General features: G+C 55.3%; 17 protein-coding genes. 6 read left to right on the forward strand and 11 right to left on the reverse strand.

Translation table 11 applies throughout. The features are described from left to right. Positions 1–121: 121 nt before the first annotated feature. From LF95_RS05185 to LF95_RS05210, 6 genes are all read right to left on the reverse strand, one after another. The gene (locus LF95_RS05185) at positions 122–1351 is read right to left on the reverse strand and encodes a multidrug effflux MFS transporter (protein WP_073953977.1); all 1230 of its coding nucleotides are present in this window, start codon (positions 1349–1351) and stop codon (positions 122–124) included. Between the two features lie 384 nt (positions 1352–1735). Then, positions 1736–3145: a TRAP transporter large permease gene (locus tag LF95_RS05190; protein WP_073953978.1), complete on the reverse strand. Its 1410-nt coding sequence runs from the start codon at positions 3143–3145 to the stop codon at positions 1736–1738. A gap of 23 nt (positions 3146–3168) precedes the next feature. Continuing rightward, positions 3169–3741, reverse strand: coding sequence for a TRAP transporter small permease (locus tag LF95_RS05195; RefSeq protein ID WP_073953979.1), 573 nt, complete (start codon positions 3739–3741; stop codon positions 3169–3171). Between the two features lie 37 nt (positions 3742–3778). Next, positions 3779–4774 (reverse strand): TRAP transporter substrate-binding protein, encoded by a 996-nt coding sequence (locus tag LF95_RS05200; RefSeq protein ID WP_073953980.1) that lies wholly within the window; start codon positions 4772–4774, stop codon positions 3779–3781. 441 nt (positions 4775–5215) lie between these two features. Then, on the reverse strand, positions 5216–6574 hold the full coding sequence (locus LF95_RS05205) for a sigma-54-dependent transcriptional regulator (RefSeq protein WP_073953981.1): 1359 nt from the start codon (positions 6572–6574) through the stop codon (positions 5216–5218). Continuing rightward, positions 6571–8775 (reverse strand): sensor histidine kinase, encoded by a 2205-nt coding sequence (locus LF95_RS05210; RefSeq protein ID WP_073953982.1) that lies wholly within the window; start codon positions 8773–8775, stop codon positions 6571–6573. Before LF95_RS05210 ends, LF95_RS05205 begins: the two co-directional genes overlap by 4 nt. Positions 8776–9012: 237 nt before the next feature. On the opposite strand from LF95_RS05210, the gene LF95_RS05215 reads away from it, so the two are divergent. Then, entirely contained in the window at positions 9013–10026 is a 1014-nt protein-coding gene (locus LF95_RS05215; protein ID WP_073953983.1) for a mitochondrial fission ELM1 family protein, read from the forward strand. A gap of 134 nt (positions 10027–10160) precedes the next feature. Beyond that, on the forward strand, positions 10161–10988 hold the full coding sequence (locus LF95_RS05220) for an aldo/keto reductase (protein ID WP_073953984.1): 828 nt from the start codon (positions 10161–10163) through the stop codon (positions 10986–10988). Positions 10989–11058: 70 nt separating this feature from the next. Here LF95_RS05220 and LF95_RS05225 read toward each other — a convergent pair whose 3' ends face one another. Continuing rightward, positions 11059–11943, reverse strand: a complete 885-nt coding sequence (locus LF95_RS05225) for a LysR family transcriptional regulator (RefSeq protein WP_073953985.1) — start codon at positions 11941–11943, stop codon at positions 11059–11061. A 138-nt stretch (positions 11944–12081) separates the two neighbouring features. Between LF95_RS05225 and LF95_RS05230 the strand changes: the two genes are divergently transcribed. Beyond that, a complete protein-coding gene (locus LF95_RS05230) occupies positions 12082–13143 on the forward strand; it encodes an NAD(P)H-dependent flavin oxidoreductase (protein ID WP_073953986.1) in 1062 nt (353 codons plus the stop codon). A 101-nt stretch (positions 13144–13244) separates the two neighbouring features. On the opposite strand, the gene hemN is transcribed toward LF95_RS05230, so the two are convergent. Further along, entirely contained in the window at positions 13245–14639 is a 1395-nt protein-coding gene (gene hemN / locus LF95_RS05235) for an oxygen-independent coproporphyrinogen III oxidase (RefSeq protein WP_083607512.1), read from the reverse strand. 40 nt (positions 14640–14679) lie between these two features. Beyond that, entirely contained in the window at positions 14680–15108 is a 429-nt protein-coding gene (locus tag LF95_RS05240; RefSeq protein WP_073953987.1) for an HIT domain-containing protein, read from the reverse strand. Between the two features lie 225 nt (positions 15109–15333). On the opposite strand from LF95_RS05240, the gene LF95_RS05245 reads away from it, so the two are divergent. Beyond that, the gene (locus LF95_RS05245; protein WP_073953988.1) at positions 15334–16629 is read left to right on the forward strand and encodes an NAD(P)/FAD-dependent oxidoreductase; all 1296 of its coding nucleotides are present in this window, start codon (positions 15334–15336) and stop codon (positions 16627–16629) included. Here the strand turns inward: LF95_RS05245 and LF95_RS05250 are convergent. Next, entirely contained in the window at positions 16586–17614 is a 1029-nt protein-coding gene (locus LF95_RS05250) for an NAD-dependent epimerase/dehydratase family protein (protein ID WP_073953989.1), read from the reverse strand. The two genes, LF95_RS05245 and LF95_RS05250, sit on opposite strands and share 44 nt — an antisense overlap. A gap of 137 nt (positions 17615–17751) precedes the next feature. On the opposite strand from LF95_RS05250, the gene LF95_RS05255 reads away from it, so the two are divergent. Continuing rightward, positions 17752–18660 (forward strand): LysR family transcriptional regulator, encoded by a 909-nt coding sequence (locus LF95_RS05255; RefSeq protein ID WP_073954860.1) that lies wholly within the window; start codon positions 17752–17754, stop codon positions 18658–18660. 77 nt (positions 18661–18737) lie between these two features. Here LF95_RS05255 and LF95_RS05260 read toward each other — a convergent pair whose 3' ends face one another. Further along, a complete protein-coding gene (locus LF95_RS05260) occupies positions 18738–19415 on the reverse strand; it encodes an FMN-dependent NADH-azoreductase (RefSeq protein ID WP_073953990.1) in 678 nt (225 codons plus the stop codon). Between the two features lie 122 nt (positions 19416–19537). Here LF95_RS05260 and gcvA point away from each other — a divergent pair, with 122 nt between their 5' ends. Beyond that, on the forward strand, positions 19538–20464 hold the full coding sequence (gene gcvA / locus LF95_RS05265; protein WP_073953991.1) for a transcriptional regulator GcvA: 927 nt from the start codon (positions 19538–19540) through the stop codon (positions 20462–20464). Positions 20465–20511: the final 47 nt, after the last annotated feature.

The following is a 20511-nucleotide window of genomic DNA, read 5'->3' on the forward strand; positions in this document are numbered from 1 at the left end:
ATCCCTGATCTTGTGGCATAGATCAAACAGAATTTGATTTTGTCAGCAATTATACGGTGCCATGACACGCCTGCTGCCATCAAAATCCAGTAATGCCATCTGCTATATCTTTCCCTGCTGTTCAGGCGGTCATTGCCGTATTTTCTGTTGCCTGTTTGGGCTTGGCAACCAGATGCGTCATCAGGTTGGCAAAAATGCCAAAGCCCAGCATACAGGTTGTCACCGGCCATAACCCGCTTTCAAAGTTATGTAACCAGCCCAGAAAAACCCCTGCCAGCGCCCCACAGGAAAACTGCATGGTGCCCATAAGGGCGGTGGCGGTGCCGCCAATATGCGGGAAATACTGCATGAAGGATGCGGTGGCGTTGGGCGCGGTCAGGCCAATGGCACCCACCGACACCATCACCAGCGGCACTACGACATAAAGCGATGGGGTAAAGAAATTGCAGGCGACAAACAGGGCCACTACCGCCACCAGTTGGACCACCACGCCAATGGCCAGAATTTGATGGCATTCCATGCGTTTAAGCAACGGGTTGTTGATGCGGTTGCAAAACACGATGGTCAGCACATTTGCCCCGAACAGATAGGGGAAATGGGCGGCATCAACGCCGAAATAATCGATATACATAAAGGGCGAGTCGGTGAGGAAGCTGAACATCACCGCACTGGCCCCGGTATGGGCCATCATGAAACCCACCGCATTGCGGGTGCGCAAAACTTCCAGATAGGTCCACCAGACACGCCGGGCCGGGCCCGCATAACGCGGACGCAGTCGGGTGGTTTCGGGCAGTTTCATCCAGATCACAACCAGCATGATGCTGCCATAAATCACCAGCAGGACAAAAATCGACCGCCAGCTTGAAAAGGTTAGCAGGGCCGCGCCCACTGTGGGGGCGACCAGTGGCGCAATCATCATGATCACCGCGATCAGGGCGAACATGCGGGCGGCCTCCTTGCCATCAAACAAATCGCGCACCGATGCCCCAACAATCACCAGGGCAAAACCCCCGCCAATGGCCTGGATAAAGCGCATGATGTTCAGGGCAAGCGGGCTTTGCACCGTGAGGATAATGGCGCTGGCAAATACGTAAATGGCAAGTCCGGTGAGCGCGACAGGGCGGCGCCCCACCCGGTCCGACATTGGCCCGCCGGTAAGCTGCCCCAGGGCAAAGCCGATCAGAAAGCAGCTGATGGAGACTTCGACATCATGTATAGGCGCGCCAAAATCCTTTGCCATCGCCGGAATGGCGGGCAGGTAAGTATCAATCGCAAAGGGAGCGATGGCGGTTAGCGCGGCCAGCAAAATGGCAAGCCGTTTGGTATTGAGCGCGGCAGCAGGGGTGGTCATGGGGCAGTCCGATCCCGGTTTGTCTTCACGGTGAATAGTGTTTTGCGGTTAAAGGTCGTGCTCGGGCGGACGGATTTTTTGCGCATGGTTTCCCTGCGCAAAATGATTTACGCCCGTCGGGTTTTCCCGATACGAACGCTTTGCCTGCCTGATATTGGATGAAACGATTCAATGATGTTTATTATCCATAAAAACCGGCGCGTTTCAAACAGGCATAATGATACAGCCCTGAATGGCTGCCATGCAATTTTACAAATAAAAAGGGGCATTCCGGTTTTGGAATGCCCCTTGAAGGTCAGCTCATATGGTGATGTTATACCTGTTCTCTATGAGTAAAACTTATTGAGAACTGCACTGATCGGTTTCGATCAGTGCAGGTTGGTATTAGTAATTCATCACCTTTTCCGGGCCCATGAGCAGGGTCGGAAGCCATGTGGAAATGGCGGGGATATAGGTGATGATGATCAGGAAGACCAGCAGGATCATCAGCCACGGGAAGGCGGCCTTGACCACCTTGAGCAGCGGCATCCCCGTTATGCCCGATGTGACAAACAGGTTAAGCCCCACTGGCGGCGTGATCATGCCGATTTCCATATTGACCACCATGATGATGCCAAGATGGATCGGGTCAATGCCCAGCTTCATGGCGATCGGGAACAGGATCGGTGCCATGATCATCAGGATGGCAGATGGTTCCATGAAGTTACCGGCAATCAGCAGGACGATATTGACGACAATCAGGAAGCCCCAGGCCGGAAGGCCCCAGCCGATAATGGTTTCGGCAATGGTGTGCGGGATGCGTTCGGTTGTCAGCACATGGGCAAACAGCATGGCATTGGCAATGATGAACATCAGCATGATGGTCACTTTGCCCGCCTCGAGCAGGACGTGACGGATGTCCTTGTCAAAGGGCAGCAGGACAATCGCTTTGCCCATCAGGCCGATATTGCGCGTGGCAATGGCACCAAAGCCGGTATTGCCGCCTTCAGGGATCCAGGGCTGCTCCTTGATCGGGCCCATGTCGCGATAAAACAGCACGGCAACAAGCATGGCATAGAAGGACGCTACGGCGGCAGCTTCGGTCGGGGTGAAGACCCCGCCATAAATGCCGCCCATGATTAGAACAACCAGGAGCAGGCCGCCAGAAGCCGAAAGCAGGCTGCCCCCCCATTTACCAAGGCTGGGGCGGTCCTGTTTGGGCAGTTTTTTGATTTTTGCGACAATGTAAATTGCCAGCATCAGCATGATGCCCACCATCAGGCCCGGAATAACGCCGCCCAGGAACATACGGCCGACCGAAACCTGTGTTGCGGCGGCATACACCACCATCACGATGGAGGGCGGGATCAGAATGCCAAGTGTCCCGGCATTACAGATCACACCGGCAGCAAAGCTTTGCGGATAGCCCGATTTGACCATGCCGGCAATGACGATGGAACCAATGGCGACAACCGTCGCCGGAGAGGAGCCGGAAACAGCCGCAAACAACATGCAGGCCAGAACCGATGCCATTGCCAGGCCACCGGGAAACCAGCCCACGGAATTGACGGCAAAATTGATCAGGCGGCGGGCGACGCCCCCGGTTGAGAGAAAGGTGGAGGCAAGAATGAAATAAGGAATGGCGAGAAGAGTGTAATGCTCCATCCCGCTGAAAAGTTTTTCTGCCAGTGTGGCGAGGCTGTCACTGCCAAAAAGCAGGATGGTTGCCAGCGATGACACACCCAGCGACAGCGCGATGGGGGCGCCAAACGCCATCATCGCAAAAAGCAGAACAAACAGGAATGCAATGGTCATGGGAAGCGATTCCTCTTTGCGGCTTAGGATGCAGAACGGTGTGAACCGCCCTGTGCATCGTCGTTGACATCGGCCTTGCCGCCAAGCTGGTCAATGGCTTCGCGGGCTTCATCGGCAAGGGTAAAGCCGACCTGTTTGCCGGTAATGATCCGCCATCCTACCTGGGCCAGACGAAACGCCAGCAGTGCGCCGCCAACCGGCATGATCAGATAAACCACCCACAGCATCACGGGGGAATCTTCGGCTTCCATTTCCAGCATGTGGTTAAAGGCCACCAGTTCCCAGCCGCCTTTGGTGATCCAGAAGCAGTAAAGTAGGCCGGATGCGACAATGATCAGGCCGATAACGCGCTGAAAGGTTGCCGGAAACAGTTTCACCAGCGCATCAACACCAATATGACTGCCAATCTTGACCCCGTAGGACATGCCAAACAGGATCAGCCAGGCAAACAGAAACTGGGTTGTTTCCAATGCCCATGTGATGCCGGAATTAAACACATACCGGGCAATGACATTGGCGAAGGTAAGTGTAGTCATAGCGGCGAGCAGGAGGGCAATGAAGCCCTCCTCCAGCCGGTTAACGACCGTCGAGATCATCGTAAACGGTCCCTTATCCAGAAAGATTTACAGGGAATTACTTGTTGCAGGCCGCAGCGGCATCAATCAGGTCCTGACCAATTTCGCCCGAGAACTGGTTCCAGACCGGCTTCATCGCTGTCTGCCAGTCCTTGAACTGTGCATCGGTCAGTTCGATCAGGTTGGTTTCACCGGAATCGATGACTTCCTGGCGCTGCTGTGCGGTCAGTTCCGCAGCCAGATCGTTGCCATATTTGGTAGCTTCCTGCATTGCCTGGGTCAGACCATCACGGATTTCCGGGTCCAGACCATCCCACCATTTGGTCGAGGTCACGACCATATAATCCAGCAGGCCGTGGTTGGATTCGGTGATGTAATCCTGCACTTCGTAGAATTTCTGCGAATAGATGTTCGACCAGGTGTTTTCCTGACCATCAACAACGCCGGTCTGAAGGGCCGAATAGGTTTCGGAGAAAGCCATTTTCTGCGGAACCGCATCGACAGCTTCAAACTGGGCCGCCAGAACGTCCGAGCTTTGAATACGGAACTTCAGGCCCTTGGCATCGGCCGGTTCGCGCAGCGGCTTGTTGGCCGAAAGCTGCTTGAGACCATTGTGCCAGTAGCCAACGCCGGTCAGGCCCTTGTCGGACATGGCGTTAAACAGGCTTTTGCCATTTTCGCTGTCCTGGAAGCAGGTCACGGCGTTCATGTCTTTAAACAGGAACGGAAGGTCGTAAATGCCGAGCTTTTTGGTCCATTTGCCAAATTTGGCCAGCGACGGTGCACCAAACTGTACGTCACCGCGCAGAATGGCCGGCAGAACCTTGTCGTCGTTAAAAAGCTGCGAGTTCGGATAAATTTCGACTTTAACCTTGTCGCCCAGGATTTCTTCTGCACGTTTTTTGAAATAATCGGCAGCTTTACCCTTTGGGGTGTTGGGGGCAACAACGTGCGAAAATTTGATAATTTCCTGCGCCGATGCGCTGTAAGCCATGCCGAGGCCAGCCAGCAGAGCGGTGCTTGCGATCAAGATTTTTTTGGTAACCGGACGCATACATATTCTCCCTAAAAGTCAAATGCGTTTTCCCAATTGTGCGCCCTTGATAAGGCGTCATTCTGTCCCGCCGTGGCAGGCGCTGCCCAAGTTAAGCAAATCCCGGGCCAGTTTGTTGTGCACGCTATAACCTTAAAGCATATCAGCTATTTGGCTTGCTTTCGGGTAATGGTGCAATGCAGTGTAAGTTGTTATTTTTGTTATGATTCCCGCACACAGAAAATAATATCTGTGTGGTTTTTCGCACATAATATCTGAATGTCAGAAGTCATCCTGAGACAGCATGTGGGAATTTTACGCGAAATACCATGAAAAAACGCGCTTGTTATTCGCGTCTAAGTTTTATTTACCGTGCTGGCCGGCGGTGTTTGGCAGGACAAATCGCCGGGGTGACATCGCACCAGCCGGAAACACTTTGGACCTTGTGAGGGAGAAGTCCGGTTATTCGGTATCGGTGCGATTGCGGAAATCGGCCGGGGAAATTTCGTATTTCGCCAGTTTGTCGTAAAAGGTTTTGCGCGGTACCGCCAGCGTTGCCACGGTGGCGGTTACATTGCCACCATGTTTGCGCAGGGCCTCGCAGATCAGGTTTTTCTCAAACGCTTCAACCTGGCGGGGCAGGGGCAATGTGGGGTCGGCGTTGCCGGTATTGTCCCCTGCCAGGCTTTCAAGGCCCAGAACACGCCTTTCGGCGGCATTGCGCAATTCGCGCACATTGCCGGGCCAGTCATAGCTGGTGAATTTTGCCAGTTCGTCGGGGCTCAGGGGCTCGAAACTGCGGCCAAAGCGGTCTTCCGCCTGTTTGAGGAAATGCTGAAACAAAAGCGGGATGTCGTCCTTGCGTTCGCGAAGGGGCGGGATGTGCAGTTGTACGACATTGAGGCGATAATACAGGTCTTCGCGAAATTCACCGCGTGAGGCAGCCTCGCGCAGATCCACCTTGGTGGCGGCAACAACGCGCAAATCAATCGGCTGCACCGTGTTGGAGCCAAGACGTTCCAGAGCGCGTTCCTGCAACACGCGCAAAAGCCTGATTTGCAGCGAAAGCGGCATGCTTTCGATTTCATCAAGAAAAACTGTGCCTTTATGGGCAAATTCAAATTTGCCAATCCGTTTGCGGTCCGCCCCGGTAAAGGCTCCGGCTTCATGGCCGAAAAGCTCCGATTCAATCAGGTTTTCGGGCACTGCTCCGCAATTAATGGCAACAAATGGTCCGGTCCGGCCCGACATATCATGCAGGGTGCGGGCGACAACTTCTTTGCCAGCGCCGGTTTCGCCATTGATCAGCACATGGGCATTGGTCGGCGCGATATTGCCAATCAGGCTGCGGAGCCGTTCCATCGCCGGGGTGCGGCCAATCAGGCCATTGCTGGCGGGCAGGTGGCGGGCCAGTTCGGCCTTTAGGGCGCGGTTTTCGCTTTGCAGGCGGCGATGCGCACAGGCGCGGCGCACAACATCGACGAAATAATCCGGCGCAAAGGGTTTTTCGATAAAGTCAAAGGCCCCACTGCGCATGGCCTTGACGGCAGTTGCCACATCGCCATGCCCCGTCACCAGAATAACCGGCATTTCCGCATCCAGTTCGATGGTGCGTTTCAAAAGCTCCATACCGGTCATTTTCGGCATGCGAATGTCGGTGACCAGAATACCCGGCCAGCCATTGGCAATGCGGTCGAGTGCCTTTTCCGGCTTTTCAAAGCATTCAACCGGGATATCCGCCAGTTCCAGCGTTTGCTGTGCGGCTTCCCGCACATCGGCATCATCATCGACAAACAGCACATGTTCGCAGGGGTGGGTCACTGCTTATCCTTTGGTCGCGGCACGGAAGGGGATCGGATGATCGTATTTCGTTGTTCATCGGGCTGGCCGTTGCTCATCACGGGGCGTTGGCGGGCATCAGCCTTTTGAAAAACGTCTTTATCGTCGGGTGTTTTAGCACCGGCTGCCTGCTGCGTCGAGCCATTGCGCCCCGAAGGGCCGGTGTTGGTTTTATCGGCGTTACGCAATTCGACAATAAAACACGCCCCGCCATCCGGGCCGGGTTGATTTTCGGCGCGAATGGTGCCGCCAAAACTGCGTAAAATGCCATAACAGATCGAAAGGCCCAGGCCCAAACCGTCGCCAAAGGGTTTGGTGGTGAAAAACGGGTCAAAAAGCTGGTGCATGGTCTGTTCGGAAATGCCGGACCCGTTATCGCGCACGGCCACTAGAACGCGGTCACTGTGGCAGGTGATGTCAAGGTCAATGCGGGCATCATCCTGATCGCGGCTGGCATCGGCAGCATTGGTCAGCAGATTGACAAAAACCTGTTCCAGCTGGGTTTCTTCGGCGATGACGAAATGTGTTGCTTCGGGCCGGGCAAAATGAATGACGGCAGTGCCGATGCGCCCGGTTTCGCGCACCAGGTCAACGGCCTTTTGAATGGCGTGGGCGAGGTTCACCGGGCCGCTGTCATATTCGGGGCGGCGGGCAAATGTTTTAAGATGGTTGGTGATGCGGCCCATGCGTTCGGTCAGCTCGGCAATTCGGCTTAGGTTGCGTTCTACCGGTTCGGTCTGGCCGCGGGCAAAAAACTGGCGCGCATTGTCGGCATAGCTGCGAATGGCGGTCAGGGGCTGGTTAATCTCGTGGGCAATCCCGGCGGACATTTGGCCCAATGCGGCCAGTTTACCGGCCTGGACCAGTTCGGCCTGGGCGGTGCGCAGGGCGTCTTCGGTGCGCTGGCGTTCGGCAATTTCGTCGGCCAGCCGCGCGTTGGTATCCATCAAGTCGGCGGTGCGCAGCTTCACCTGGTGTTCAAGTTCACGTTGCGACCAGTCACGGATTTCAAGCTGTTCCAGCATGGCACGGCGACGCTGCAACATGGTGAAGATGGACCCCATGATGATGATGTGAATGGCCCCGGCAATAAAGGCAACGGCCATAATCGACTGATCAAGCACGGTTTTGTCCGTGAGCAGGAAAATGCGCCATCCCTGACGGGGCAATGTGCTGCCGATGGTTAAATATCGCGTGATGGAGGGGGAAACCGGGTCGTTTTTCTGTTGTGTTTCGGTGGATGGTTCGGGGAAACCGGCAACGGAAGGGCGGATATTTTCTGTGTTGTGTTTTGCTGATGGAGCTGTTGCGCCGTCATCTTCTGGCCGGTCATCTTCGGGGATGGTATCGACGTTGATCGGGTTCTCGGGGGCGATGGCGGCAAGTTCGAGGGTGGACATGACACCGTCTTGCGGCCAGTCGCCTTTTGTTACCGGCATCGGTGTCAGGGGATAGTCGCCATATTTAAGCGACTTCATTACATCGCTGCGTTGATTGTCGGGCAGGCCGCGCAAATCGCGAAACCGCCATTCGGGGTGCGATGAAATAATGACAATGCCGTTTTCATCCTCGACCAGCACACTTTCGCCGCCGCGTGCCCAGCGTTTCACCAGGGTTTCAAGGTGGGTTTTGACCACCATCACCCCGGCAATCTCCCGGCCGTTAATCAGGACCGGGTGGGAAATATAATAACCCGGCACGTTTGAGGTGATGCCAAAGGCAAAATAATGCCCGGTATTGCCTGCCATTGCCTGCTTGAAATAGGGACGAAAACCAAAATTGCGCCCAATAAAGGAGGCGTCGCTGTTCCAGTTGCTTGCTGCAATTGTTGCGCCGGTTTTATCCATGAAATAGATATCCGACGCGCCGCTGTCCGCCGCCAGCTTTTCAAGATAGCGATTGACCTCGTTGGTATCGGCTGCAGTCGGGTGGGGCTTTTCTGCCAGCGCAATGATGCGGCGGTCTGATGCCAGGGTGATGGGCAGATATTCATGTTCCTTGATCGCCCCTTGCAGGTTGGAGCGATAAAGTTCCAGTTTATTGCGGCCTTCCTCTTCGAGCGTGACAAGACGGCTTTCGCGCCAGCCCTGCATGCTGATGAAAACTGTAACCGGCAGCAGTAACAGCATGCCCACCAGCACAAAACGTGCAGTACGGCGAACGGATCGTGACGTTTTTAGCATGCTGTCAGACGTTTCCCGGTTTGCAAGGCGGCTTTATGATCGATGGGGCGTTTTTCTTTGCGGTTCTTTATACGCCGCTATGGCCGTGATTTCATCCCTGTTTGATGACAGGCAGGGGGATTTCAGGGAAAGATTTTTTCCGGGGGCTGGTAATTGTTTTTGTCTGTTTTATAACAGGGGAACCGGCCCTGTTCTGGCGGCCTGGCAAGCATGCGGGTGATAATGACGGACAACACAATGACTGACACCGGCAAAAACCGGATCTGGGTGCTGGCCGATGACCGGGCGGGAAATGTCAATCAGGCCATCGGAGTTGCCGAGGCGATGGCCTGTCCGTTTGAACGGATTGATATTGCCTATGGCATTTCAGCCCGCCTGCCAAATTTTGTGCGCCGGGCCTCGCTGATGGGGGTTGCGCCGCGATCGCGTGACCGGCTGCATGCCCCCTGGCCGGACCTGGTGATTGCGGCGGGGCGACGTACCGCACCCGTGGCGCGATGGATCAAAAAGCAAAGCGGGGGTAAAAGCCGCCTGTGCCAGATCATGCGGCCCGATGGCGGCGAAGGCGATTTTGACCTGATCGCTGTTCCGGCCCATGATGGTGTTGCCCCGGCCAAAAATGTGCTGACCATTCCTGGCGCGCCGCATCGCATTAGCGAGGCGCGCCTGGTGCTGGAGGGGAATGCCTGGCGGCAGCGGTTTAAGGATATGCCCCAGCCGCGCATTGCCCTGATTATTGGCGGCAGCACGAAAAAGACGCAATTTACCGCCGAGATGGCCCGCGAGGTCACGCAAATGGCCCTTCATGCCGCCGGACAAAGTGGCGGATCCCTGTTGGTCACAACCAGCCGCCGGACCGGACAGGCGAATGAAAGCCTGATTGCCGATTATCTGGAACAGGCGGATATTCCGTTTCATTTGCACGGCTGGAACAGTACCGGGGAAAATCCCTATTTCGGGTATTTGGCGCTGGCCGATATTTTGATTGTCACGGGCGATTCCGTTTCCATGTGTTGCGAGGCCTGTGCCGCGCCGGGCGGAGTTTATATTTATGCACCCGATGGCATTGCCGCCCCGCGCCATTGCCGGTTGCATCAAACCCTGCTGGACCGGGGATATGCCCGTTTACTTGCCTATGGTGAAGTGGCGGGGAAGGCACAAATGCCCGACCAGATCGAGGCTTTTGCCCATCCCTCCCTGCAACCGGCACGTCTGGTAGCACAGCGGTGCCTGGCGCTGATTGGGGAGTAACCGGGTCTTAAATGACCAACAGTTTGGAATTAAATTCGCGGGCTTTGACGTTGCATCATTTCCGAACCGGCATAGGTTTACGGGTTGAAAGAGGCGGGCTTGAACCCGCATATCAACCAGCAAGGAGATGATGAATGTACAATGTAAAGGCGAATGGCGCGGAGATTCCGGCCCTGGGTTTTGGCACCTTCCGGATGCCTGGCGAGGATGTGTTGCGCATTGTACCACATGCCCTTGATATCGGTTTTCGACATATCGATACCGCACAGGTTTATGGCAATGAAGCCGAGGTCGGCACGGCGATTGACCAGTCATCGGTGGCGCGCGACGATATTTTCCTGACCACCAAGGTCTGGGTGGATAAATTTCGCCATGATGATTTTATTGCCTCGGTCGATGAAAGCCTGAAAAAGCTGAAAACCGATTATGTGGACCTGTTGCTGTTGCATTGGCCGAAACTGGAAGTGCCGCTGGCCGAGCAGATTGGCGCCCTGAACGAAGTGCACAAGGCTGGTAAGGTGCGCCATATCGGGGTCAGCAATTATAGCACCGCCTTGATGGCCGAGGCCGTTGAATTGAGTGACGCACCGATTGTCACCAACCAGATTGAAGTGCATCCCTATATTGACCAGACAAAGGTGCTTGAGGCTGCGCGCAAAACCGGCATGTCCATTACCGCCTATTATGCAATGGCGGATGGCAAAGTGTTTAAAGATGCCGTTTTACAGGACCTTGCCAGCAAATACGGCAAGTCGGTTGCGCAGATTGTGCTGCGTTGGGTGATCCAGCATGACGGTGTGATCGCGCTTTCCAAAACCGTTGGTGAAAAGCGGGCGCTGGAGAATTTCGACATTTTTGATTTCGAGATTTCAGCTGGCGACATGCAGGCGATTTCCGCCCTGGCCCAAAAAGACGGCCGTATCGTCAGCCCGGATGGGCTTGCCCCGGAATGGGATGACTAACAAGATGTGATGCCGGATGGCTCTCGCAAGCGTGTTATTGTCCGCGCTTGCGGGGGCCATCCGGCTGTTTTTACGATATCGGGATATTGCCTGATTTGAGCAGAATATCGCGAAATTCGCGAAAGGCCGGGGTGTTATATCCTGGTCGGCTGGCAAGGTGGGTATCGACCGACATCAGCGGATGAATTTTGACATCATCCGTGCTCCCCATAAGGTCAAGCACACTGCGCGGCATGATGCTGATCGCGGCCCCTGCCGCACTGCAGGCATACATGGCGTGATAAGACCCGACTTCCTGAATGGCGAGTTGCGCCTTGCGGCTGCCAAAGCCTGTCAACCATTCCTCGGCCAGCATGCGATAGGTGCAGCCCGGCGCAAAGGCGGCCAGCGCGTTGATGTCAATATCTTCGGCGTGGTCGATGTTGCGGTGGGTTTTGGGCAGCAGCACAACCAGTTCTTCGCGATAAACCGGAATTTTATCGATTTCGCGTTCACCCAGCCACCATTCCCCGGAGGGCACGGCGATCAGGGCGGTATCAAGTCGGTGTTCTTCCAGGGCGGAAACAAGTTGCCGGGTGGGGGAGGTTGTCAGTTCCAGTTTTACCTGGGGCCAGGCCTTGCTATAGGCGGCAAGCGGGCCGGGCAGGCGACTGGCAACCGTGCTTTCCATTGCGCCGATGCGCAGTGTGCCGACAGGTGTCGTGGGGTTAACGCTTTGTTGTGCTTCCTCGGCAAGGTTAAGGATGCGTTCAGCATAGTCCAGAAAGGTTCGCCCTTCCGGCGTCAGGACCATCCGTTTCTTTTCGCGCAAAAACAGGGATGCCCCAATTTCCGCTTCAAGGTGCTGAATGCGGGTGGTGACATTTGATGGCACGCGCCCCAGCAATTCCGCCGCACGAGTGATGCCCTGTTCCTGTGCCACTGTGCGAAACACCGAAAGTGTCGCGATATCCATTCTGACTTCTCCATTGCAGCTTTATTGCACTTGATATATTCCCATATCAGGAATGTAAATGTATTTTAATTCTTTATATGGGAATTAAATGTGCGAGGCGGATACGCCAGAGCATGCAAAAAGGCAGGAGAAGCTGTGATGTTGACCCAATTGGGCATGGATGTACCCCTGATTCAGGCCCCGATGGCGGGTGTTTCGACCCCCGCCCTGGCGGCGGCAGTGTGTAATGCGGGCGCGCTGGGCTCGATCGGTGTGGGGGCCACCGATGCAAACGGAGCGGCAAAAATGATGGCAGATTTAAAGGGGCAGACTGACAGGGCCTTTAATGTGAATGTTTTCGCCCATGCCGCCCCGGTGCCAGACCCGGCGCGCGAGAACGCGTGGCTTGATTTTTTAGCCCCCCATTTTGCGAAATTTGGTGCAACGCCACCAAAGTCGCTGCGTGTTGTTTATAAAAGCATCCTGGAGGATGACGATATGGTGCGCCTGCTGTTGGCAGAGCGCCCGGCGGTGGTGAGTTTTCATTTTGGCCTGCCGTCGCAGGATGTGATTTTGGTGTTAAAGCAGGCGGGAATCACGTTATTTGCCACTGCAACCAGCCCTGCCGAGGCACAGCAGATCGAACGTGCCGGAATTGACGCCATTATTGCCCAGGGGATTGAGGCGGGCGGTCATCGCGGCATGTTTGATCCCACCCTGCCCGATGATGGGCTTGGTACTTTTGCCCTGGTGCGGTTGCTGGTGCGCCAGTGTAAAACACCGGTGATTGCCGCCGGGGGCATTATGGATGGTGCGGGCATTGCGGCGGCCCTGAAACTGGGGGCAATGGCCGCACAATTGGGCACGGCCTTTATTTCCTGCCCCGAAAGTGCGGCCGATGATGCTTACCGTGCCGCGCTGATGGGGGACGGAGCCTATCATACCCGGTTAACATCGTTAATATCGGGCCGGCCGGCGCGGGCCTTGTCGAACCGTTTTACCGCGCTCGAAGATGAGGCCGAAGGGCAATCACTGCCTGATTATCCCATTGCCTATGACGCTGGCAAAGCCTTGCATGCTGCCGCCAAAGCAAAGGGCGAATTTGGCTTTGGCGCGCAATGGGCCGGGCAGGGGGCGCCGTTATCGCGCGCCATGCCAGCGGCGGAATTGGTAAAAACCCTAATGGCGGAAATGAAGCAGGCAGGGGTGTCGCCTTTGTAGGGCAGGGGCTATCGTGGCGCGTATCGTTGTCGCAACAGATCAAACGAAAGGGGCTGGTGAAATTGCCAGCCCCTTTCGCACATCAAACATTTATGTATCGGTTAAACGGCCTGTGAATGCCGTTTTTGCGAATGATCCAGGAAGGTATCAAACACCGCACAAACGGCCCGCACCAGCGGGCGGCCGATATCGGTGACGGTGATGGTGTTGCAGCAGACATTGACAATGCCATCAGCAGACATTTTGCGAATGGTATCAAGCTGGCTGGCAAAGCGGCTGACGGGGACGTTATGGTCACGGCAGACTTCATCCAGATCGACGGACAAATGGCACATCAATTCATTGATGATGTCGCGCCGGATACGGTCCTCGTCGGTGACGGCAATGCCCTTTTCAATTGCCATCAGGCCGTCTTCAACGTTGCGCTTCCAGCGACCCAGTGCCGGGTCATTTTGTGCATAGCCCTGCGGCAATGATGAAATGGCCGAAGGTCCCATGCCAATCAGGGCTTCGGCGCGATCCGTGGTGTAACCCTGGAAATTGCGGTGCAAATCCCCGGCCTGCATGGAAAGCGCCATTTCATCATCGGCACGGGCAAAATGGTCCAGCCCGATAGCAACATAGCCATGTTTGGCCAACCGGTTCTGAATCGCCTCATATTGGGCCCAGCGTTGGGCGGTGTCGGGCAGGGCCTCGGTCGGGATCAGGTTCTGGTGTTTTTTCATCCAGGGCACGTGGGCATAACCAAAAACCGATAAACGGTCGGGGTTTAGGGTAACGGTTTTATCAACCGTATCCATAACACCTTGCAGGGTCTGAAACGGCAGGCCATACATCAAATCGACATTGATGCCATTCATGCCGCGTTCGCGCAGGTTGGCAACAACATCCGCCACCAGGTCAAACGACTGCACCCGGTTGACCGCACGTTGCACGGTGTCGTTAAAATCCTGCACACCAATGCTGGAGCGCGTAAAGCCGCAATCGCGCATCGCATCCATAAAATCGGGTTTTGCGGTGCGCGGGTCCATTTCAATGGCAATTTCGGCATCGGGCAGGATGTTAAACCCCTGCCGGATGTCGTTCATGATATCGCGCAGGTCATCGGCCTTGAGGATGGTGGGGCTGCCACCGCCAAAATGGATATGCGCGACGGGATATTTTCCGGGCAGGGCGGATAGCACATTTTTGATTTCGGCACGCAGCACATCGACATAGCTGCCGACCGGGCTGTAATGCTTGGTGATTTTGGTGTTACACCCGCAAAACCAGCACATTTCCTCGCAATAGGGGACATGGAAATACAGCGACAATGGCTGTTTGGGGTCCAGTTCCGAAAGCCAGCGGCGATAAACAACGCCATTCACCGCCGGGCTGAAATGCGGCGCGGTCGGATAACTGGTATAGCGCGGTAGGCGCAAATCGTATTTCTGATGCAGGGCGGTGGAAATCATGGCAAATCTGGCCTCATCAATGTGATGACGCCTTTTTTGCATTATTCAAAATCCACCGCCTTGATATGCGTCAAGGTGGCGCTTATGCGTGACGAAAGGCCGAAATCAGGGCTGCGCGCAAGGCCGCCAGGCGTTCATTTGCTTCATCCTCGCTATAGGAAACGGCCTGTCCCACACCCCAAATCGGGCCGGGCCAGGCGGCATCGTCGGGGAAGCGCGCCACCACATGGCAATGCAGTTGTGGCACCATATTACCCAGCATCGCGACATTGGTTTTGCTGGCATTAAACAGGCGTTTGAGGATTTTGGAGGTTTCGGCACATTCAAACCCCAGTGTTTCGCGTTCCTGCGGGGTCAGATCATCATAATCGACCAGATCATTGCGGCGCGGCACCAAAATTAGCCACGGGTAACGGGCATCATTCATCAACAAAATGCGCGACAGCGGCCCTTCGGTGACAAGGTCGGTATCGGCAGCCAGTTTGGGATGCAGGCGAAAGGTGTCATTCATGGCAGGGCCCTTGTGTTGCGGAAACAAGTTTACGCTGCTTATAGCAATAAAGACGAACAATGTCGTGTTTGCGGCGCAGGGGCGCGATGATGTTACCGGTTTCACTCTTGCTTTTTCTGACTGGAACAGGGCGGTGCGATATAACGTTTGCACGATAACAGATTGTGATGCCTGTGCGCATTCCGAAGCATCATGGGGTCGGGTCCGTGATGGAGGATTTGGAGAATGGCTGAAAAGACAATTGCCCTAAATGGCGACAAACCCCGCGTAATTGTTGTGGGCGCGGGGTTTGGCGGGCTTGCCGTAACCCGTGAACTGGCGGGCAAGGATGTGGAAGTTATCCTGATCGACCGCAGCAATCATCACCTGTTCCAGCCCCTGTTATATCAGGTGGCAACGGCGGACCTGTCACCGGCTGAAATTGCCTGGCCGATCCGGGGTATTTTTAGCAATGTGGCCAATGTTTCGGTTTTTCTGGGCGAGGTCACGGGCATTGATCTGGCGGAAAAAAGCGTGATCGCCCGCGATTACCGGGTGGAATATGATTACCTTGTTTTGGCAACCGGGGCGGCGACATCCTATTTCGGGCATGATGACTGGGCCAAGGTGGCCCCGGGGCTTAAGAATATTGGCGAGGCCACGGAAATTCGCAAAAGGCTATTGCTGGCCTTTGAGCTGGCCGAGAATGCCGAAGATGATGAAACACGGCGCAAATTCATGAATTTTGTCGTGGTGGGCGGCGGGCCGACCGGGGTGGAGATGGCCGGTGCGATTGCCGAATTGGCAAAACAGGCACTCTCAAATGATTTTCGCCGCATTGACCCGCGTGATGCCCGCATTCTCCTGGTTGAGGCCGGACCAAGACTGTTAGGGGCCTTTCCCGCGGATTTGTCCGATTATACCCGTCAGTCATTGGAACGGCTGGGGGTGGAGGTGGTTTTAAACCAGCCGGTCAGTGACATTACCCCGGAGGGGGTGCAGATTGGCGATGATTTTATTGAAAGTGCCAATGTCATATGGGCCGCCGGTGTGAAGGTGGATCATATGGCAGATTGGACCGGCAGCAAAACCGACCGGGGCGGCCGGGTGGAAGTGGCAAAGGATCTTAGCCTGCCGGAACATTCCGAAGCATTTGTGATTGGTGATGCCGCCCATGTGCCCTGGCAGGATGGCCTTACCGTGCCGGGCATTGCCCCGGCGGCCAAGCAAATGGGCAAATATGCCGGACGGCGCATTCTGGATCATCTCAAGGGTAAAGATACCAAGCCGTTTTCTTATAAACATGCCGGAAACCTGGCTACAATTGGCCGCCATCGCGCGGTAATCGATTTCAATGGTTTCAAGTTAAAAGGTTTTATCGCCTGGTGGGTTTGGGGGCTGGCGCATATTTACTTTCTGATCGGTATTCGCGCCCCGGCACTGGTTTTGGTGCAATGGGCCTGGAGCTATATTTTCCGTAAAAAAGGCGCACGTTTGATCACCGGCCCGGTTGAGCCGGACCCGGAAAGGAATGCGCCCTAGGGCTCGCGCCTGCGCCATTCGCGGGTAAACAGCCAATGGATGCCAGCGTCTGGCGTACGGCTTCGTGCAGCGGCGTGTGAGGTTCAGCCCCCAGGAAGGCGACAAGCCGGTCGTTTTTCAGGCGTACGGGTTGCCGCCAAAGATATTTCATTTCGTCGATCTCGCGCAGGAATGGGACAAAGGGTGTTAACGGTTTGATCAGCAACCAGGGAAAGGAATGGACCGGGATTTGCTGCCTGCCGCATGCCGTGCGGATGGCGTTGACCATATCGGTACCGGTGGCATCCCAGTGGCCATTCATGTGAAAACGGGCAAAAGCAGGCAGGTTCTTTTCGTGGGCAAGAAGCTGGATCATTGTGGTGGCAACATCGGGCAGATATGCCCATTGATGGCCCACATGGCGTTTGCCGGGATAAAGGATGGAAGATACCGGCTTGCCCGGTTTAACAAGAGCTTGTGCAAACCAGTTGTTTTTGGCCCCTGGCCCAAAAAAATCACCGGCACGGACAATAAGGGCACGGGCGCCGCGGGTGCAGGCACGTTCCAAACGCTGTTCCAGTTCAACCCGGATGGCACCCTTGCGGGAAATGGGGTGTTGCGGGCTTTCTTCATCGATGTCGGGGAAAACGTCGGACCCGTAATTATAAACCGTGCCGGGTAAAACGATGCGTGCGCCATTGGCAATGGCCGCTGCAATGCTGTTATCGATCATGGGCAGGACGAGCTTGCCCCAGTTGCGATAGCCCGGCGGGTTAACGGTGTGAACAATCACATCGACGCCCCTGGCAGCATTTAAAATATCGCTGCTTTTCATGGCATCCCCGGCGATCCAGCTGATTGTGCCGGGTTCTTGTGTGGCGGGTTCGGGAATGGTGCGGGCAAAGGCGCGAACCCGCCAGCCTTGTGTGGCTAGTGCGTGGGTTACTGCATGGCCAATGCCGCCATTGCCACCGATGACGAGTGCCGTTCTAGGTCGGTTGTGCATGATCTTCCCTGTGTTGGTTATCTGTTTTTTGGTCAAGACCAACACAGGTTATTGCCAAATTATGATAAACAGTATTCTATAATTTCAGATATCATCTATACAAAAATGTATGGATTGTGAATGTGTTTGAGGGGCAAATGGTGGATCCGGACTGGGGGCTTTATCGAAGTTTTCTTGCCGTGATGGCGCAAGGTTCTTTATCGGCAGCAGCCCGCGAATTGGGCCTGACGCAGCCGACGGTCGGGCGGCATATTGATGAATTGCAGCATCATTTGAATGTTGTTTTGTTTACGCGCTCGTCTGGCGGATTGCAGCCAACCGATGCGGCGTTAAACCTGCGGCCCCATGCCGAAACCCTGAAGGCGGCGGCTGATATGCTGTTGCGGGCGGCAAGCGGGTTGGGAAATGACGTTCGCGGTACGGTGCGCATTACGGCAAGTGATGTGATCGGGGTGGAAGTTTTGCCCGGTATTTTAACATCCCTGCGAAATGATCATCCCGATATTGAAATTGAATTGGCCCTTAGCAACCGGGTGGAAGATTTGTTGCGCCGGGATGCCGATATTGCCATTCGCATGGTGCCACCCCGCCAGGACGCCCTGGTGGCAAAGCATATTGGCGCCATCGATTTGGGGATGTATGCCCATTGCGATTATTTGGCCCAAAAAGGTGTGCCTGAGGATTTTGAAGCACTGGCAGACCATGCCCTGATCGGTGTTGATCGCGATGCCCGTGATTTGCGTTTGTTGCATTCGCTGCCCTGGCCTTTGGCGAAACACCGGTTTTCATTTCGGTCCGACCAGCATTTATCGCATCTTGCCATGATCCGTGCGGGGTATGGCATTGGTATGTGCCAGGTGGGTGTGGCACTGCGTGAACCCGCGTTGCAAAGGGTATTGCCGGCATTTTCGCTTGAGCTTGATAGCTGGGTCACCATGCACGAGGATTTGCGCAATAATTTGCGCTGTCGAACGGTGTTTGATGCCCTGGTGTTGGGGATGAAAACATACTGGCGATCACAAAAGCCAGAGCATCTCGCCGTTTGAAAACCTGTTCACGGACTTAAAAGAAACCTTGCCGGACAGCCGGAATATACCCGGCTGTCCTTTGAAATTGTCTGGATTTACGCGGAAAAGCGTGGCAGCAGGAATTGAACCAGGCGATCCACTTCCGCCTCGGCGGTGGCAATGGAATGTTGGGTGCGATCATCGCCAAATTCGTCATATTCGATGGCGGCGCTGTGATGGTCGGTGATGCCGATATATTCCAGCGGGGTGAAAACGCCGCCTTCTACATGGTTAAGATGGCCCACCCGTTCGCCGGGATTATAGCCATAATCGCCGCGCGAGGATAAGACGATGGCGGTTTTATTGCCCGTGACCATCGGCCAGTAAGGAACACCATCACGCGCCCGATCAAACCCGAAGGTGCGGCCCACACGCACGATATTTTCAATCCAGGCCTTCATTTGGGCGGGCATGCCGAAATTATACATCGGCACCCCGGTAACGATGATATCGGCCTTTAACAGTTCGTCGATCAGTATGTCGCTTTCGCGCAAAACGTCGTGCATCCAGTCCTCGCGCGCCTCGGGTTTGGTAAAGGCGGCATGGATCCAGTCACCGGTGACCGGTTTTGGCGGGGTGGTGCCGACATCGCGATAGATGATGGTGTCATCTGGGCGGTGTTGCTGCCAGCGGGCAATAAAGCGGGCCGTTAACCTGCGGCTATGGGAGCCGTGTGCTGTGGTGTCGGATCGGCCTGGTCGCGCACTGCTGTCGATATGCAGAATGGTTGCCATTTGATGCTCCTGTGATGAAAAATTATCATCTGTTGTGTTGTTGGATATGTTAGTTTTGGAGGGATTTTTGGCATCTGGCAAAATCGAATATCTCAGTTAACAGATGAGTATGGTTCACCTATATGTCCCTGCCGCCCCTTGCGACATTGCGTGCCTTCGAGGCCGCCGCCCGGCATTTGAGTTTCAAGAAGGCGGCACATGAATTGCGGGTGACACCCACCGCGATCAGCCATCAGATCCGTTTGTTGGAGGAAACACTGGGTTTACGCCTGTTTGTGCGCAAACCCCGGCAGGTTGTGCTAACCCCGGCAGGACAGGAGCTTTTTCCCGTGTTGCGCGATGGTTTTACCGAATTTGGCCGCGTGATTGACCGGATCAAACAGCATAAAACCCAGCGACGCTTAACGGTTTCGGTCCTGCCATCCTTTGCAGCAAAGTGGCTGCTGCCGCGTCTTTCGCGGTTTCAGGCAGCACATCCCGATATTCATCTAAGCCTGCATACATCGGTCGAGGCGGTTGATTTGGGCGGCAATATTGCCGATGCCGCCATTCGCTACGGGCCGGGGCCCTATGCCGGGCTGGAAGTTCAGCGGCTGTTTCGCGAACATTTTGCCCCGATGGCAAGCCCGGCGTTGGGATTGCACACCGTGCGGGACCTGCACAACCTGCCTTTGCTGCATTTGAACTGGGCCCATCCCGACGATGTTACACCGACCTGGTCGCACTGGTTTAAACAGGCGGGCATGGATGATATTACCCTTAAGCCGGGCCTCGCCTTTAGTGATGACAGCCACGCGATTCAGGCGGCGATTGCCGGGCAGGGCGTTGTGTTGTGCAGTTTGGAAATGACCGCGCAGGAACGCCAAAGCGGCCTGTTATGCCAGCCTTTTGGGCCGCTGATTGAAGGGCATCATTATCATTTGGTGCATCGGGCTACGGGCACCAATAATAAGGTCGAGATTGAGGCCTTTGGGCGCTGGCTGGCGGATGAAGTGAGAATGGCCGGGCTTGAGGCATCGCAGAATTTGGAAAGCGACCCGGTAGGGTAAATTCGATATTGACGGCGCCGGGGCGAGGGGAAATCATTCAGGGGTTG

This window comes from Thalassospira sp. TSL5-1, assembly GCF_001907695.1.
Taxonomy (GTDB): Bacteria; Pseudomonadota; Alphaproteobacteria; order Rhodospirillales; family Thalassospiraceae; genus Thalassospira.